The following is a 12,252-nucleotide window of genomic DNA, read 5'->3' as shown; positions in this document are numbered from 1 at the left end:
CCCCACATGATCGACATCCAACTCCTCCGCAAAGACATCGACAGCGTTGCAGCCCGCCTCGCCACCCGCAAGTTCGTGCTTGATGTAGCCGGCTTCAATTTGCTCGAAGGCGAGCGCAAGCAAATCCAGATTCGTGCCGAGGACTTGCAGGGCAAGCGCAATGCGCTATCGAAGCAGATCGGCATTCTCAAGGGCAAGGGCGAAGACAGCAGCGCCGTGATGGCCGAAGTCGCCGGCATTGCCGACGAACTGAAGTCGTCGGCTGACCGCCTTGAAGCCGTCCAGTTGCAACTCAGCGAGTTCATGCTGCAGATCCCGAACCTGCCGCACGAGTCCACACCGGTCGGCAAGGAAGAAGCCGACAACGTCGAAGTGCGTCGTGTTGGTGTCCCGCGCAATGTTGATTTCACAGTGCAGGACCATGTCGATATCGGCGCACCGCTGGGACTGGATTTTGATGTGGCCGTCAAGCTGACCGGCTCGCGTTTTTCTGTGATGAAAGGCGGCATTGCCCGCCTGCATCGCGCGCTTGCGCAGTTCATGCTCGACACCCATACCGGCGAGCATGGCTACACCGAGTGCTACACCCCGTACATTGTCAATGCCGATTCGCTGCGTGGTACCGGCCAGTTGCCGAAGTTCGAAGCGGATCTGTTTGCGGTAAAAAAAGGCGGCCAGGAAGGCGAGGGCGAGACCTTGTATCTGATCCCGACCTCGGAAGTCTCGCTGACCAATATCGTGCGCGACCAGATCATTGCGCTCGATGACTTGCCGATCAAAATGACTGCCCACACGCCATGCTTTCGGTCTGAAGCCGGCAGCTACGGTCGCGATACGCGCGGCATGATCCGCCAGCATCAGTTCGATAAAGTTGAGTTAGTGCAAGTTGTGCATCCGGAGCAATCGTTCGCCGTGCTCGAAGAGATGGTCGGCCACGCCGAGGTCATCCTGCAAAAGCTCGGCTTGCCGTACCGCGTGGTCAGCCTGTGCACTGGCGACATCGGCTTTTCAGCGACCAAGACCTACGACATCGAAGTCTGGTTGCCGGCACAAAAAACCTACCGTGAGATTTCATCGCTATCAAATTGCGACAGCTTTCAGGCGCGCCGGATGCAAACCCGTTTCCGTAATGCGCAGGGCAAGCCGGAGTTGCTGCATACCTTGAACGGTTCCGGCCTGGCGGTAGGACGCACGCTGGTGGCCGTGCTGGAGAACTTCCAGCAGGCCGATGGCAGCGTCGATATTCCGGAAGTGCTGTGGAATTACATGGGTGGACTGAAGCGGCTGGTTGCTGCCCGCTAATCGTAATCGCGTTCGCTGCAGGGATGCTCGCCCGGAGTGCGCGGGGGAGCCGAATCTATTTCGGCTCAGGGGGCCACTTGTAGTACAGGTCGCATCAGGATTTCTTCTACCAGCACATTGGCTGGCTGGGCAAAGGCATACACCAGTGCCTGGGCAACGTTCTCGGACGTCAGCGCATCGAGTTGCTGGCGTCGGGCATCCAGCGCTTCATTGACGTTGTGTCCGAATTCGGTCCAGACCGCACCCGGCTCGATGATAGTGACGCGGATGCGTTCCGGGCCGAGCTCCTTGCGCAGTGCATCGTGGAAACCACCGACAGCAAACTTGGTGGCGCTGTAGACCGACCAGTTTTCGACACCGTATCGGCCGCCAACGCTCGATACCGAACAAATCATCGCCCCTTCGCGGCCCCGTAGCAGCGGAATGGCTGCCTGACTACAGTTCAGGACGCCATAGAGATTGGCATCGATCATTTGCTTCCAGTCTTCCGGATCGCTGTTTTCGAATTTCGCACTGATTCCTAAACCCGCATTATTGAATAGCAGATCAAGTCCGCCGAAGCGTTCGCGTACCAGCGTGAACAAGGCCCTGACTTGCGCTGCATCCGCGACATCGGTTTCGACGACGGTGACCGCTTTGCCCAGTTCGATCGCGAGTTCATCCAGTCTTTCCAGGCGGCGGGCCGCCAGCACGACATGCACGCCTTCCTGCACCAGCAAGCGGGCGGCGGCTGCGCCAATACCGCTTGAGGCGCCGGTGACGATAGCGATTTTTCCGTTCAGATTCTGCATTTTCATTATTCGTTCTCCGTGGTGTTATTAAGTGCTTATTAATATTTTTAAAAATGGATGAAAAAATAATTAATAAATAAAGTCCTACGAGTTATTAATTTCCATAAAGTTCAATAAATAAATAATGAGGAAGGTAACGTATTGTTTCGGTTGCAGGTGAAGAAATTCAATGCGTGCTACGATAATTGAGTAATGAAATTCAGGTAATTTCATTTGGTCGATATTCGAAACAAAATCAGATTTTGTTGAAATATTTCCATTCATTAATTAAATAAGATAGGTCAATCGTGAAAAAATTACTAATCGCTACTGCTGTAGCTGCCACTTGTGCCGCTCCTCAGGCATTTGCGCAAACTACTCAAGCGAGAAACTTTGAGGGTTTTAGCGCCGGCATTAATGCCAACTACGCCAAAACGCGTGCCACGGCCCGCTTCGGTAACCAATCCGGCAGTTCCGACGACACGTCGACTAACGGCAGTGTCCAGGGTGCTTACGGTTTTGCTTTGAATGACAAGTTCGTCATGGGTGTCGGCGCTACCGCCGGTTTCGGGGACCTGGACGCCGGCTCATTCAATGGTGTTTCGGTCAAGGCGAAAGACATGGTCTCGGTTTATGTTGAGCCGGGTTACAAGATGACAAACTCGACACTGGTGTATGGCAAGTTGTCGTATCAGAGAATGAAAGGCGAGTTGTCCGGTGCCGGTACTTCTGCCAGCGACACATTTGACGGTTACGGTATCGGGGTGGGTGTACGTTCGATGATCAGCAACAAATTCTATGTACAGGCCGAATTGTCGGAGCTCGATTATGGTTCCGAATCGGTTCGTGGCATCGAGATAGAACCGAAGCAGACAGTGGGTACTATTGGTGTCGGCTACAAGTTTTAATTAGCGATGGATTAAAAACCGCACCTACGGGTGCGGTTTTTTTATGACTGAAAATAAATCAATTCAGTTAATCGGCATACTTCCGTTCCCGGGTCAGCTACCGGAAAAGTAGTTATTGATTGCACGAGTAATCCAGAAACCCAATGTCGCAGAGATCGCCGTAACGCTCGTCCCCCAGGCAATATCGATCATGGCAAAATGCGGCGACCATCCGTCCAGCGTTGCCAGATTACTCAAGTCGTAAGTACCGTATGCCATTAATCCCAGCAAGGCACCGAGCATGAGAGCCTTAGTCCAGGAATTGCTGTCCAGCGCGGGCAGCACGGCGAAGACCACAATCCCGACGACATACAGCAGATAGAACACGATTGCGGGTGTCATGAGTGGTGTCGGCAGCAGTAAGCCGTCGAGTTCGCGCATGTAAAAGCCTTTGATCACAAAACCCAGCCAGACGAAATCCAATATCCAGAAGACGATGCCGGTCGAAAAATAAGTAGTCAGATATTTGGTCATTGTTGCCTTAGCTTGTGATTGCGTACTTGGTTGCCAGCAGATCGATTTTCTGCTTCAGTTTGGCGGCATTGAACGGCTTGACCAGATAGTCATCCGCACCGGCACTGGCAGCCGCCAGAATATGCTCCCGCGTGGCATCAGCCGTCACCATCAGCATGGGGACTGCACGCAATTGCGCGTCGGCACGCACCTCCCGCATTAGCGCCAACCCATCCATCAGCGGCATCGCACAATCAGTAATCAGAAAGTTGACCGGTGCGCCGATAGTGCGCGCGTTCGCGAACGTGCGCATTGCCATTGCCCCATTGGTGGCCTCCGACACTTTCATGTATCCGAGTTCCTTGAGCAATTGCACGATCAGTCGACTGGTGGGCTCGCTGTCGCTTGTCAGCAAGAAATGTAAATCGGAGTGAGCAGTCGCCAGGTAGTGCATTCGGGAGTCCCTATTGCGGTGTCATATGGACGCACAGTGTAGTCATTCAGGCAAGTAGTGACTATAGGACCAGCCGCCAGTCTTCTGTAAGATATCGCGACTTTGCGGGTTCCTCTTCCGAAAAACTTCTGCTACACTTCGGCCTCGCCGGGGTGCAGACCCTTGGCGACGACTGAATCAGGAGAGGTGGCAGAGTGGTCGAATGCGCTGGACTCGAAATCCAGTGTTGGTTTAGGCCAACCGTGAGTTCGAATCTCACCCTCTCCGCCAATATAATCAAGGACTTAGAACATATTTCCTTGCCTCAAAAAGCCCCTTAATCGGGGCTTTATTTTTTCTACTCTGGTAAAAATCTGCCAGCCGTCAACGAATTTTTCTAATCGCTGCCTGAAGCGTTTCTTGCGCGAGGTGGGCGTAGCGCTGCGTACTCCTGCTATCTTTATGTCCAAGTACCTGGCCAACGGTGTGCAAACTCACGCCGCTGTTCACCATCGCCGATGCCGTTGAATGCCGCAAATCATGGAAGTGAAGATGGCTGAATCCTGCCGCATCGCGTGCGCGCTCCCATAATCTTTGAAACCATCGCTTCTTATACGGTAGCGGGAAGTACTTGCGCAGCACGAATAGGCGCGGGTGCATCGGAACCGTCCGGTCATCGCCATTCTTCGTATCGACCAGCCCAAATGAGCCGTCTTGCAGAGTCGCATCGATAATCTCGCTGATCCGCATCCCGCTGTAGAACCCGATCCGGATCACGGCACGGGCATGGCGGTCGGGCGTCTTTCGTGCAATCGCCAGCATCACATCACGACCAGGATAAAACTTGCGCTCATTTTTGACGACCGGCATCGATATCGTCAGGGCGATATCGGAACCAATCCCGTGATGCTTCTGCGCATACCGGCAAGCGGATCGTAGGTAGGACAAGCGATTCCGGATGCTGCCTGGTGCCAGCCTCTCGCGCTCCGCGTCCACAAACTCCCGCGCCACATCGCCAAGCTCATCAATGTAGCGGCCCTCATAGCACCAGTGCATGCGGGCCAGCTCCTTGATGACGCCATTACCATTGTCGAGGTCCGGACACCGATGCTTGATGTACTGTGCAACCGCATCAGTAATCAGCGCCCGCTCCTTTATCGCACCAGTTGCAACCCCGTAGAGTCGGTCGGTTTCGGCTTTGTCGTAGGCTTCGGCCTTGGTTCTGTTCCAGCCTTTCGGAAGAGTCTTAGTAGCTCGGACCCTTGACCCGTTGATAGTTTTCGAGAACTCAAAGATCCAGCGACCGCTACGGCTATCGAAATATGCAGACATTGTTTTGCGTAAGCTTCTACGTCATGAGAGTGAAATCGGACGCACTTTGCACTGTACCGCACGCACGGCACAGGGCCTGAAGGCGCAGCCAGGTCGTACATCATGCGCTTGCTAATTCCGAGGATATCGGCTCCCTGCTGCGCTGTGATCATGCCGCACTCCAATCCGTTTTATCCATCAGCGCACATCGGGCGTCGTAGCGCGGGTCGGGCTTTGCCTCATCGACGTAACCGCAGCCTCCGCATGTCGGGCAATTCAGTAAGTCCTCGGCTTCTTCGCAATGATCGCCCATGTTCATAAACATCAGGTGACCGTCTGGCAGTTCCGCAATGAGTGATCCTGCAGCCAGGGCTTTATCCATTGCCTCGCGCATCTCTGGTGTGATCTTTGGCGCATTGAACGCCTCGACCAGATCCTTATACGATTGCTCGGAATGGTGCCGGCCTTTGGCCTTAATCAGTGCAGCAACGGCAGCGCGTAGGTTGGTGTCGTAGCTCATTGCCTCTCCCTCAAAAACAGTCTCGCTATTTTCAATATGTCCCCGTGAATTCCGAGTGATGCCTCACGACTTACATAAAACATTACGCCATCCCTACTAATCGGTATTGGCCAGATACATTCAAAATTCAGGTTTGCATCGGTAATTATTTTTACTATCTGCTCATCGGTCAGGTCGGCAGGTTCGACGCGGGTGTTCCATGCTGCAATAGCTGATGCCCGATTGTTCGCGCCGAACATGGTATCCGGCCCAATTGCGCCACAGCATCCGCATTCGATAACCATCTCTGAAATGTTGTAGCCCACGGACTGGTGATCCGCATCGCAGAATGGGCACGCTAATAGTTCACTCATCGTCACACCCCCAAGAATCAAGTTTGTAATCAATCCACATGCGCAGTGCCACGATGCCAAATACGCAGACAACGCAGACGGTGAAAAAAAGGTACGCTGCGGCGCTCATTGCTGGCCTCCTGTGGCGATATGATTGCGAACCCATTCGCGCATGTACCTCCACCGCTTTTCGGCTGCATGTTGGTCCGGAACGCGAACGAAGGATTTGTGCTTTCCAAAATAAGGCCAGAAGGGACGAACTGGGCCGCATATCTCAACTTCGACGAACTTACTATCGTCATACGACTCGTCATTTTCGTGCATGATTTCAGCGGCAAGTGCCTCAGAAATTCCGAACATTTTGGCGACCGCCTCTCGGTCTTCAGAATCGACTTTCGACATATCAATGCCACGCGCCGCACCGACAACACCGAGAGTGCAAAAGCTGCCGTCCACCTGCAGGTTATTTGTCACAAGTTCCTTGTCCGGCATCGCATCCATAGCGGCTGCTATCTCGCGCAACATCGCCTGCCCACGTTTTCCTTTGATCGACGAGTTGACCGCTCCGCGCCACCGAATCAGCCCCCAGTTGTCATCACATTCATCGGTGTATCCGCTGCGGCTCATACCAACTCCAGTGTGATAACCAGCGTGGCAATCGCTGCGTAGAAAATTATGCCGGTGACGATTGCGGCAAGTGTCCAGCCTCCGCGCGGCGGGAGGTCGTTGCGGTGGTCCATCATCGACACACCTCGCCCATCGGCGGCGTGACGACGCATACGACTGGCGGCGGCAGGACTGTTGGTTGTGGTACTGGGGCGCTGCCGCCGCAGCCGGCGAGTAGTAGCGTGAGGGTGATGATCGTTTTCATGCTGAAGTCCTCAGTGCGTTGATGACGTCGCGCGCGACAGGCGGCGACACGGCATTGCCGAGTAAGTGCACGGCCAGCTTGTGCTGCGCAGGCAGCTTGTAATCGACCGGGAACCCCATGGCAGCGCGGCATTCCTGCGCACTGAACATGCGCATGCGGTCGCCATCAACAATGGCATGCCGGTCGCGGGTGGTGATCGTGCCGGATGGCCGAGCAATTGATCGTCCACCGCAGCTCGCTGCCGTAATAGCTACTGACGAAGCGAGCGCCGTGCACACGCCGGCCGGACTCGATGCGAGCCAACGTTGCTGCAGCCCGACCAGGCTTGACGATCGGCTGCCACTTACCCGCATCGAAGTCGATGAACGAGCTGGCCGGTACACGGTCCCGGATCGGGAATCGAAGCATCAGCGGGTGCTTGCTGCGGGTAGCGACGATAAACAGGCGCTCTCGGTGCTGCGGTACGCCGTGGTCCGCTGCGTCGAGGATGTGTGGCGCCAGACAGTAGCCAAGCGCTTCCATCGCCATGCGCCAAGCTGGATACAGCGACCATGATATAAATTCCGGCACGTTTTCAATTACGGCAAACGCGGGCCTGTGATGCTCGGCAGCGGATACTACCGCCCATGCAGTAGATCGGCTGGCATCATGCTGTGGATTTCCCGACAGCTTGCCGCGTGCCTTGCTATGTCCTTGGCAGCAGGGCGAGGCAAGCAGCAGGTCATGTGCCGGAACGTCCGCCCAAACTGCTTGATGCAAATCTTGGCATGCGTGTGCAGTGCCTGGGTGATTGGCGGCGTGCGTGTCGACAGCTGACTGCCAGTGGTTTGCGGCCCACACCACATTGCATCCGGCCATTGTTGCGCCGGTTGAGAAGCCACCAGCTCCGGCGAACAAGTCGATGGCGTTCATAACTCAATCCAATACTCAGTCAGCGGGCTATCAACGATCTTCGCCTGCCGGAATCCATCTTCTTCAGCCAGCCGGCGCAGCGCGCACCGCACAAGCTCAACTGTCAGGCCGGTGATGTCGGCAATCTGGTAAGCCGTTTTGCGACCGGCGCGCAGCTTGGCAGCGATCACCTTGTCGCGCTGCCCGAGGATCATTGAAGGGATTTCCGAGCGAGGGATTACGTCCGTCATCGCCAGTGGATGGATCGCGTTTTGAATCATGAAGTGCTCGAAGGGAGTCATGCTGCCGCCCGAAGCACAGTGCGCTGGCCACTGCCGTTCATTGCGCTAATCACGCCGCCCGCTTCCATCTGATCAATCAGGCGCGCCGCGCGGTTGTAGCCGATGTGCAGGTGGCGCTGCAGCAGCGATATCGAGGCGCAACTATTCGCTAAAGTGACTTTCACAGCGACCGCATACAGGTCTTCATCCTGCGGTTCTTCGTAACCTGCGACTGCCGCCAAAGCCTGCGCCAAGCCGGCCTGCTCGTTCATCTCGCCGCCCAGCGCATAAACCAAGTCGTCCAGCATCTTCGCCAGTTCGCCGGTCATCAGCGCCATGTCGCTGTCGAAACGCTCGTCATCATCTTCGCCACTGGCACTTTCCTTGATCACGTCCAGGGGAGACACGCGCTTGATCGTCAGCGATTCGGTCAACACGAAAGAAATGCGATCCGCCCACGTCATGGCCAGGCTGGTGCACTGCTTCCCGCCGCCGATGTGGCGCTGGACGTCTTCGGTATCGATCGACTGGTGCACGTAGCGGATCGCGCCGCGACCTTCGCCGCTGGCCCGCAGTTCGGCGTCTTGGTCAATCGTGAAGCCGGCTGGCGCTTCGTCCTGCATGAGCCATTGCGACATCGCGGAAACCGGTGATTGCTTGACTCGTAGGAATTGCCAAGGGAGTGCGTCGACGGACTTCAGTAGTAGCTTGATTACTTCGTCGGCTTTGCTCGGCGTGGCGCTGTCGACAGCCATCCAGCCATTGATCGGATCGATCCAGACGTTGGTGATCCGGATCACGCTGAAGGCGCGCGGCAGCAACTCGTCGGTGACCTGCTCCTTGATTTCCTTCATCTGCTTGCGGCTCGGCTTGAAGCCTTGTTGCTCTTCTATTTCGCTGGCCCGGGCCTTGGCCACTTCATTTATCACGCTGGACGGCAGCAGCTTGCTTTCAGTTTTCAGCGACAGCAGCAGCTGGCGATTGACGCCGTGCACCAGCAACCCGTTTTCGCGTGGCGAGGTCCAGCCTTGGCTTTGCATGTCGAGGCTCGTGGCCGGCGTGAATGCCTGGGGAGCGATCATTTCCGCGAGCTGGTCGGCGGTGAGTGCGTAGCCGGCCGGCAGACGGTACAACTGGAGATTTTTGAACCACATGGCGATGTCCTTTTATTGTTGTGAGGGTCAGGCGGCTTCGGCAGCCAGCAGTGCGCGGAGGAAATCAATCCGGGCCATCCGGTCGATTGCTTCGAGCGGTGTCATGCAAAACTCGGCGGCGACGGCTTCGATGATTTCGTTGTCGGTCGGGTCGATCATGCTGACGATGGTCAGGGCGGCGGCCGGGGCTACTACTGCGACAGGCTCCGCGACCTTTGCTTCGTCGGCGACGCGCTGTGCTTCATCTTTGGCGATCTGCTCGACCCGGGCGATATCGGCAGCGAGTCGGTCGGCCTTCTCTTTGACGAACGCGGCCTGCTCGGCATTCAGCCGGTCCTGCGCGGCCTTTATTTCGGCATTGGCAGCGGCCTGCGTTGCGGCCAGTGCGGCACGCTCGGCAGCAAGTGCCTCGCGCTCGGCGGCTTGGCGCATTGCTTCGTCAGCGCGCTCGGCCTGCTGGCGGGCCTCCTCCTGGCGACGGGATTCAGCCTCGATCTCAATGCCCCGCTGGATTGTCTCGGCCTTGGCCATCTTGTCGAGTGATTCCAGTCGGGCTACGCCAGCTTGTTCCGCAAACTCTTCGAATGACTCATCAATGGGTGCGCGCACCAAGCCGGAAATCAACTCGCTAATTTCTGCAGATGATTTTCCGAACGCTTGAAGGGGTAGGTCGCGCATTGCCGAAATTCGCACCCGGATCGCATCAGTGCGGGCACGCTCTGCAGCGATCTTTGCGGCCTTCTCTGCAGCGATCACGGTATCCCATCCGTCACGCAGGCCAAGGACGCGATCCTCTTCCGGCGAGACCATCGCGATCAATCGGGCCTCTTCTGCGATAACTGCCTTGCTGAATGCCGTTGCATCTTCTCTGGCCAGCTTGCCGACCTTCTGGATGCTGGTGCGGGCGCCGCGCAGTGTCATGCCGGCACGGTGGGCTTCCTCGCGGCCATCTGCATTCGTCACCGATGTGATGCCGGCCGAGTTCGAGAGCAGGGCGCGCAGTGTGACCTCGTGGCCGGTGGTGCCAAGTGCTACAGCGGCGCGCTGGGGTAGGGTGAGTGCGACTGACGGGGATTCGATGGTGGTTGTCATGCTGCTTCCTTCAATGCCAAAAATGCGTTGATTTCAACCTGCGCTTCTGCCAAAAACTGCAGCACAGCAGATTCCAATTCGCTGATGTATTTGTCGTTGCGTTCGATACGCTGCCGGTACAGCTTCAGATGCTCGGCACCGTTCTGCATGCGCGGATCGAATGAGCAGAAGTCGATCCATCCCAGCCCGAGGACCCACATTTGCCCCTGCACTTGCGCCATGTGGTGCTCTGGCATGCCATTGCGCCATGTGTCGAGGTGGACCGCCGAGTTGTAGGGACACTTGATTTCGATTCCGCCCTCGTCGCCAACGAGTCCGTCAGACGATGCGCCAATCCATGCAAGTACCGGATGCCGAACGAACCCAGCTTCACGGACCATGTTGCCGGTCTGGATTTCGTACTCGGCGCGGGCATAGGGCTCAGCATCGGTGCCCCAGTTCATGGCGAAGCTGCTGGCGCTCTCGGTCGGCTCACCGGTGATGCGCTCAACGACGATGCGCATCAGGTAATCGTCGCGGGCCTTCAGCGGCTTGCCGTCGCGCTTGCTGACGGCGAGGATGTCGGCAAAACACGATGCCGTGGCGCAGCCAGCACGATCGCGCAGCCAGTCGGCGCTTCCCTGATTGGATTGGCGCTCAAGCATTTGGCACCTCTGCGCTGTCAGCGAGGTCTGCGCGCTTGCCGATGCTAAGCATGTGCGGCTTTACCTGACGGCGCACGTCGCCGGACATGGCATTCCAAGCAGCCTCGAGCGCGGCCCGACCGTTGTCGGCAGTGGCCTCAAGGTCGGCGAGCAAGCTTTGCAGCGCGTCGTCGCTCATGGTTGGCTCGGCTGCGATGGCCGTTTGTGCGATCTGCGTGGCGTTCTGGCGAACTGGGCGGGCTGGCGTGATATCGCGTGGCTCGATGTCCTGCACTTCCTCGGCAATCGGCATGCCGCGCAGGACGTCAGGGAACACGTCGCGCATTGCCCATGATCGGGCGCGCATTTGCAGCATCCGTTTCGGGTACTGCGTCCACGGTCCGGACTTGCCCCACAGTCCGGCCTTTTCTGCATCGGCCTTTGTGAAGACGCGTGACTGCTCATCTTCGCCGCGTCGTTTTACGAAGCAGGTAGCGCGGTCGTCGGCCGACTCTTCACGGACATACTCGCAGAGGCTGGATCCGCGTACCAGGGCGATTACTGCATCACCCCACAGCGATGGCCGACCGTTGATGACTGCGATATTTTGCATGGCCTGCAGTGGCTGCAATCCCAGTTCTAAGCCCCACTGGATCGCCACCAGAATGTTGCCGGGGTTACCGGTGAACTCTTTCGGCACGATGCTGGACTTGCTCATGATGTCGGCGAACTGCATTGCCTGCGCCAGATCCTGCGGGGCGAGTGAAAATGATTTCGTCGTTGCTGCTGGTGTGATGTCGCTCATGTGATGCCTTCCTGCCGAGACTGTGCCGGCGTTGTGTTGGTGTTGCAGAAATCAGTTATTCCAAACAATCCGTGCGGCCATCGGCATGTACCGATATGGCTGCAATTGGCGTTGAATCAGGTAGCGCTGCGCAAGAACCCACTTGCATTGCATGCGGCGGTCGCGGAAAAGGCAGCGCGCTTGATTGGTCAGGGTCATTTCGCACTCACTTTTTCAAGTATTTTTTGGGCCAGCGCACGGATGACTGGCAGCCAATAAGCGGAATCGGCTTTGAATTGCGCCATGTCTTCGATTGCTTCAAGGGCATCGCGCAACATGCGGTTCTCGGCACGGACAGCGGCCAGTTCGGCGGAAGCGATAAACAGCAGGTCGGCGGCGCTCACAGAACGCCTTCCACGTAGTTCGTTGCGGCGATCAGAAGCAGCAAAATAACGATGGTCGTTACTGCGCATCCGCTGGTCATGAAG

18 protein-coding genes, 1 tRNA gene and 2 pseudogenes are annotated in these 12,252 nt (G+C 56.8%); 3 read left to right on the top strand and 18 right to left on the bottom strand.

Annotated elements, in window-relative coordinates:
* The first annotated feature begins 6 nt into the window (after nucleotides 1–6).
* Nucleotides 7–1,302 carry a serine--tRNA ligase gene (gene serS, locus RHM62_RS14095; RefSeq protein WP_322122710.1) on the top strand — a complete coding sequence of 432 codons (1,296 nt, stop codon included), beginning with the start codon at nucleotides 7–9 and terminating at the stop codon, nucleotides 1,300–1,302.
* A gap of 65 nt (nucleotides 1,303–1,367) precedes the next feature.
* Here serS and RHM62_RS14090 read toward each other — a convergent pair whose 3' ends face one another.
* On the bottom strand, nucleotides 1,368–2,099 hold the full coding sequence (locus tag RHM62_RS14090) for an SDR family oxidoreductase (RefSeq protein ID WP_322122709.1): 732 nt from the start codon (nucleotides 2,097–2,099) through the stop codon (nucleotides 1,368–1,370).
* Between the two features lie 281 nt (nucleotides 2,100–2,380).
* Between RHM62_RS14090 and RHM62_RS14085 the strand changes: the two genes are divergently transcribed.
* Entirely contained in the window at nucleotides 2,381–2,980 is a 600-nt protein-coding gene (locus RHM62_RS14085) for a porin family protein (protein ID WP_322122708.1), read from the top strand.
* Between the two features lie 93 nt (nucleotides 2,981–3,073).
* Here the strand turns inward: RHM62_RS14085 and RHM62_RS14080 are convergent, their stop codons facing one another.
* On the bottom strand, nucleotides 3,074–3,493 hold the full coding sequence (locus RHM62_RS14080) for a DUF2177 family protein (RefSeq protein WP_322122707.1): 420 nt from the start codon (nucleotides 3,491–3,493) through the stop codon (nucleotides 3,074–3,076).
* A gap of 7 nt (nucleotides 3,494–3,500) precedes the next feature.
* Complete coding sequence (locus tag RHM62_RS14075; RefSeq protein ID WP_322122706.1) at nucleotides 3,501–3,926, bottom strand: response regulator; 426 nt, start codon at nucleotides 3,924–3,926, stop codon at nucleotides 3,501–3,503.
* 180 nt (nucleotides 3,927–4,106) lie between these two features.
* Between RHM62_RS14075 and RHM62_RS14070 the strand changes: the two genes are divergently transcribed.
* Nucleotides 4,107–4,196: transfer RNA gene (locus tag RHM62_RS14070), tRNA-Ser, on the top strand.
* Between the two features lie 93 nt (nucleotides 4,197–4,289).
* Here RHM62_RS14070 and RHM62_RS14065 read toward each other — a convergent pair.
* The 15 genes and pseudogenes from RHM62_RS14065 to RHM62_RS14000 form a co-directional block, all read right to left on the bottom strand.
* Nucleotides 4,290–5,237, bottom strand: coding sequence for a site-specific integrase (locus RHM62_RS14065; protein WP_322122705.1), 948 nt, complete (start codon nucleotides 5,235–5,237; stop codon nucleotides 4,290–4,292).
* A gap of 56 nt (nucleotides 5,238–5,293) precedes the next feature.
* Nucleotides 5,294–5,338 (bottom strand): annotated as a pseudogene (locus tag RHM62_RS19090) (hypothetical protein); the annotation flags it as partial.
* 47 nt (nucleotides 5,339–5,385) lie between these two features.
* Nucleotides 5,386–5,736 (bottom strand): hypothetical protein, encoded by a 351-nt coding sequence (locus tag RHM62_RS14060; protein ID WP_322122704.1) that lies wholly within the window; start codon nucleotides 5,734–5,736, stop codon nucleotides 5,386–5,388.
* Complete coding sequence (locus RHM62_RS14055; RefSeq protein WP_322122703.1) at nucleotides 5,733–6,089, bottom strand: Lar family restriction alleviation protein; 357 nt, start codon at nucleotides 6,087–6,089, stop codon at nucleotides 5,733–5,735. Before RHM62_RS14055 ends, RHM62_RS14060 begins: the two co-directional genes overlap by 4 nt.
* 105 nt (nucleotides 6,090–6,194) lie before the next feature.
* Nucleotides 6,195–6,695: a hypothetical protein gene (locus RHM62_RS14050; RefSeq protein ID WP_322122702.1), complete on the bottom strand. Its 501-nt coding sequence runs from the start codon at nucleotides 6,693–6,695 to the stop codon at nucleotides 6,195–6,197.
* Nucleotides 6,696–6,935: 240 nt separating this feature from the next.
* The gene (locus RHM62_RS14045; protein ID WP_322122701.1) at nucleotides 6,936–7,094 is read right to left on the bottom strand and encodes a DNA cytosine methyltransferase; all 159 of its coding nucleotides are present in this window, start codon (nucleotides 7,092–7,094) and stop codon (nucleotides 6,936–6,938) included.
* 10 nt (nucleotides 7,095–7,104) lie between these two features.
* Nucleotides 7,105–7,851 carry a DNA cytosine methyltransferase gene (locus tag RHM62_RS14040; RefSeq protein ID WP_322122700.1) on the bottom strand — a complete coding sequence of 249 codons (747 nt, stop codon included), beginning with the start codon at nucleotides 7,849–7,851 and terminating at the stop codon, nucleotides 7,105–7,107.
* Nucleotides 7,848–8,132, bottom strand: a complete 285-nt coding sequence (locus RHM62_RS14035; protein ID WP_322122699.1) for a hypothetical protein — start codon at nucleotides 8,130–8,132, stop codon at nucleotides 7,848–7,850. Before RHM62_RS14035 ends, RHM62_RS14040 begins: the two co-directional genes overlap by 4 nt.
* Nucleotides 8,129–8,383 carry a DNA translocase FtsK gene (locus tag RHM62_RS14030; RefSeq protein WP_322125415.1) on the bottom strand — a complete coding sequence of 85 codons (255 nt, stop codon included), beginning with the start codon at nucleotides 8,381–8,383 and terminating at the stop codon, nucleotides 8,129–8,131. The genes RHM62_RS14035 and RHM62_RS14030 overlap by 4 nt, the downstream gene beginning before the upstream one ends.
* A pseudogene (locus RHM62_RS14025) lies at nucleotides 8,366–9,265 on the bottom strand (recombination-associated protein RdgC); the annotation flags it as partial. The pseudogene RHM62_RS14025 and the gene RHM62_RS14030, both read right to left, overlap by 18 nt.
* Nucleotides 9,266–9,292: 27 nt before the next feature.
* Nucleotides 9,293–10,357, bottom strand: a complete 1,065-nt coding sequence (locus RHM62_RS14020) for a hypothetical protein (RefSeq protein WP_322122698.1) — start codon at nucleotides 10,355–10,357, stop codon at nucleotides 9,293–9,295.
* Nucleotides 10,354–11,001, bottom strand: coding sequence for a lambda exonuclease family protein (locus RHM62_RS14015; protein WP_322122697.1), 648 nt, complete (start codon nucleotides 10,999–11,001; stop codon nucleotides 10,354–10,356). The genes RHM62_RS14020 and RHM62_RS14015 overlap by 4 nt, the downstream gene beginning before the upstream one ends.
* On the bottom strand, nucleotides 10,994–11,785 hold the full coding sequence (locus RHM62_RS14010; protein WP_322122696.1) for a recombinase RecT: 792 nt from the start codon (nucleotides 11,783–11,785) through the stop codon (nucleotides 10,994–10,996). The genes RHM62_RS14015 and RHM62_RS14010 overlap by 8 nt, the downstream gene beginning before the upstream one ends.
* A gap of 51 nt (nucleotides 11,786–11,836) precedes the next feature.
* Nucleotides 11,837–11,983, bottom strand: a complete 147-nt coding sequence (locus RHM62_RS14005) for a hypothetical protein (protein ID WP_322122695.1) — start codon at nucleotides 11,981–11,983, stop codon at nucleotides 11,837–11,839.
* Nucleotides 11,980–12,237 carry a hypothetical protein gene (locus RHM62_RS14000; protein WP_322122694.1) on the bottom strand — a complete coding sequence of 86 codons (258 nt, stop codon included), beginning with the start codon at nucleotides 12,235–12,237 and terminating at the stop codon, nucleotides 11,980–11,982. The genes RHM62_RS14005 and RHM62_RS14000 overlap by 4 nt, the downstream gene beginning before the upstream one ends.
* Between the last annotated feature and the right edge of the window lie 15 nt (nucleotides 12,238–12,252).

The organism is Actimicrobium sp. CCC2.4 (assembly GCF_034347385.1).
In the GTDB taxonomy this organism is placed as follows: domain Bacteria; phylum Pseudomonadota; class Gammaproteobacteria; order Burkholderiales; family Burkholderiaceae_D; genus Actimicrobium.
This window is presented reverse-complemented; position numbering and strand designations above follow the sequence as displayed.

Bases quoted from the DNA above. Each gene is read 5' to 3' on its own strand.
- RHM62_RS14040 (WP_322122700.1), bottom strand. From the start codon at position 7,851: ATGAACGCCATCGACTTGTTCGCCGGAGCTGGTGGCTTCTCAACCGGC.
- RHM62_RS14065 (WP_322122705.1), bottom strand. From the start codon at position 5,237: ATGTCTGCATATTTCGATAGCCGTAGCGGTCGCTGGATCTTTGAGTTC.
- RHM62_RS14000 (WP_322122694.1), bottom strand. From the start codon at position 12,237: ATGCGCAGTAACGACCATCGTTATTTTGCTGCTTCTGATCGCCGCAAC.
- RHM62_RS14035 (WP_322122699.1), bottom strand. From the start codon at position 8,132: ATGACTCCCTTCGAGCACTTCATGATTCAAAACGCGATCCATCCACTG.
- RHM62_RS14005 (WP_322122695.1), bottom strand. From the start codon at position 11,983: ATGACCCTGACCAATCAAGCGCGCTGCCTTTTCCGCGACCGCCGCATG.
- RHM62_RS14030 (WP_322125415.1), bottom strand. From the start codon at position 8,383: ATGAACGAGCAGGCCGGCTTGGCGCAGGCTTTGGCGGCAGTCGCAGGT.
- RHM62_RS14060 (WP_322122704.1), bottom strand. From the start codon at position 5,736: ATGAGCTACGACACCAACCTACGCGCTGCCGTTGCTGCACTGATTAAG.
- serS (WP_322122710.1), top strand. From the start codon at position 7: ATGATCGACATCCAACTCCTCCGCAAAGACATCGACAGCGTTGCAGCC.
- RHM62_RS14010 (WP_322122696.1), bottom strand. From the start codon at position 11,785: ATGAGCGACATCACACCAGCAGCAACGACGAAATCATTTTCACTCGCC.
- RHM62_RS14015 (WP_322122697.1), bottom strand. From the start codon at position 11,001: ATGCTTGAGCGCCAATCCAATCAGGGAAGCGCCGACTGGCTGCGCGAT.
- RHM62_RS14075 (WP_322122706.1), bottom strand. From the start codon at position 3,926: ATGCACTACCTGGCGACTGCTCACTCCGATTTACATTTCTTGCTGACA.
- RHM62_RS14045 (WP_322122701.1), bottom strand. From the start codon at position 7,094: ATGCGCATGTTCAGTGCGCAGGAATGCCGCGCTGCCATGGGGTTCCCG.
- RHM62_RS14055 (WP_322122703.1), bottom strand. From the start codon at position 6,089: ATGAGTGAACTATTAGCGTGCCCATTCTGCGATGCGGATCACCAGTCC.
- RHM62_RS14080 (WP_322122707.1), bottom strand. From the start codon at position 3,493: ATGACCAAATATCTGACTACTTATTTTTCGACCGGCATCGTCTTCTGG.
- RHM62_RS14050 (WP_322122702.1), bottom strand. From the start codon at position 6,695: ATGAGCCGCAGCGGATACACCGATGAATGTGATGACAACTGGGGGCTG.
- RHM62_RS14090 (WP_322122709.1), bottom strand. From the start codon at position 2,099: ATGAAAATGCAGAATCTGAACGGAAAAATCGCTATCGTCACCGGCGCC.
- RHM62_RS14020 (WP_322122698.1), bottom strand. From the start codon at position 10,357: ATGACAACCACCATCGAATCCCCGTCAGTCGCACTCACCCTACCCCAG.